The sequence below is a fragment of the Burkholderia sp. LMG 13014 genome (assembly GCF_905232215.1).
GTDB lineage: Bacteria > Pseudomonadota > Gammaproteobacteria > Burkholderiales > Burkholderiaceae > Burkholderia.
The window spans coordinates 1-1,729 of sequence record NZ_CAJNKE010000891.1; the positions used below are offsets into that span (position 1 = coordinate 1).

Here is a 1,729-nt window from a genome sequence, read left to right on the forward strand (position 1 = left end):
GCCACGCAGGGTGATGCGTCCAACGGCCCGTCGCCCGTCGCGCTTGCGAAGCTGATCCCGACCCAGCGCGTGGCGGCCGATGCGCGTGACGACCGTGCGCTCGCATCGAATCGCGAGCAGGCGCTCGTCGCGACCTACCTGTCGCGCCGTTACCGCGTCGCGCAGGAGCCGCTCGGCCAGCTCGTCAAGGCTGCGTTCCAGACCGGTCGTGACGTCGGCCTCGATCCGCTGCTGCTGCTGTCCGTGATGGCGATCGAGTCGGGCTTCAACCCGTACGCCGAAAGCGGCGTCGGCGCGAAGGGGCTGATGCAGGTGATGTCGAAGGTCCATTCCGACAAGTTCGAGTATTTCGGCGGGACCGATACCGCACTGCAGCCGCTTGCGAACCTCCAGGTCGGTGCGCTCGTGCTGAAGGACTGCATCGCACGTGGCGGCTCGCTCGCGAACGGCCTGCGCATGTACAACGGCTCGACGAACCCCGAAGACAATGGCTACAGTTCGAAGGTGATGGCCGAGCGCGGCCGCCTGCGCGACGTGTCGCACGGGCGTAGCGTGCCGGTCAATGCGCCGCAGGCGCCGGCGAAGCCGATCGTCACGGCCGCCGCCATGACGGCAGCAGCAGGCGGTGCGAAGCGCGTACATGCGACGCTCGAAACCACGACATCGGCGAAGTCGACGGCACCGAAGGAAGCCACGTCGCAGGACGACGCGAGCGTCGATACCGCGAAGCAGTCGCACGCGGACCATTCGGAGCTTGGCGCGTAACGTGCGGCGGTAACATACCGCACGGCTGCGGCCGGCAGGAAATGAAAAAGGCACCCGATCCGGGTGCCTTTTCTTTTTGCGGTGTGCGGAGAAGCCGCCGCACCGGCCGCGTGTCAGTGCTGCCCGAACAGCGTCGCGAGCCGTTCGACCGCTTCCTCGAGCCGCGAGTAGGCCGTCGCGTAGGACAGGCGGATATAGTCACGCGGCGCATGGACACCGAAGTCCAGGCCGGGCACCAGCACGACTCCCGCGTCGTGCAGCATCGCCGTCGTGAGCGCGGCGCTGTCGCCGGCCGCCGGGTGGGCGACGCCGCCGCAGTGCGCATACACGTAGAACGCGCCGTCCGGCATCACGGGCACCGTGAAGCCGAGCCGTTCGAGCGCCGGTGCGATGAAGTCGCGGCGGCGCTTGAATTCGAGCCGGCGCGCTTCGTAGATGTCGAGTGCGGCCGGCTCGAAGCACGCGAGCGCCGCGTGCTGCGCAAGCGCGGACGGGCAGATGAACAGGTTCTGCGCCAGCTTCTCGAACGTGCCGACCAGCGCAGGCGGCACGACCAGCCAGCCGAGCCGCCAGCCCGTCATGCTGAAATACTTGGAGAAGCTGTTCACGGTGACGACGTCGTCGCCGAACGACAGTGCGGACACGGGCGCCGCGTCGTAGCTGAGCCCCTGGTAGATCTCGTCGACGATCGTGAAACCGCCGCGTGCGCGCACGGCTTCGACGATGCGTTTCAGTTCGTCCGGCTCGAGCGACGTGCCGGTCGGGTTCGACGGCGACGCGAGCAGCACGCCGCGCGTGCGGTCGCCCCAGCGCGTGCGGACGTCGTCCTCGGTGAGCTGGAAGCGCGCGTCCGGGCCGCTCGGCACGAGCACCGCGCGGCCTTCGGCCGCCGCAACGAAGTGCCGGTTGCACGGATACGACGGGTCGGGCATCAGCACCTCGTCATCGCGCCCGACGAGCGCGA

Annotated in this window: 2 protein-coding genes; one reads left to right on the forward strand and one right to left on the reverse strand. The window is 68.8% G+C overall.

Translation table 11 applies throughout. The features are described from left to right. Positions 1–765: transglycosylase SLT domain-containing protein (locus JYJ84_RS35870; RefSeq protein ID WP_205190226.1), on the forward strand; the 765-nt coding region annotated here is incomplete at its 5' end. A gap of 113 nt (positions 766–878) precedes the next feature. Here JYJ84_RS35870 and JYJ84_RS35875 read toward each other — a convergent pair. Beyond that, the coding region (locus JYJ84_RS35875; RefSeq protein ID WP_205190227.1) for a pyridoxal phosphate-dependent aminotransferase at positions 879–1,729 on the reverse strand (851 nt) is incomplete at its 5' end.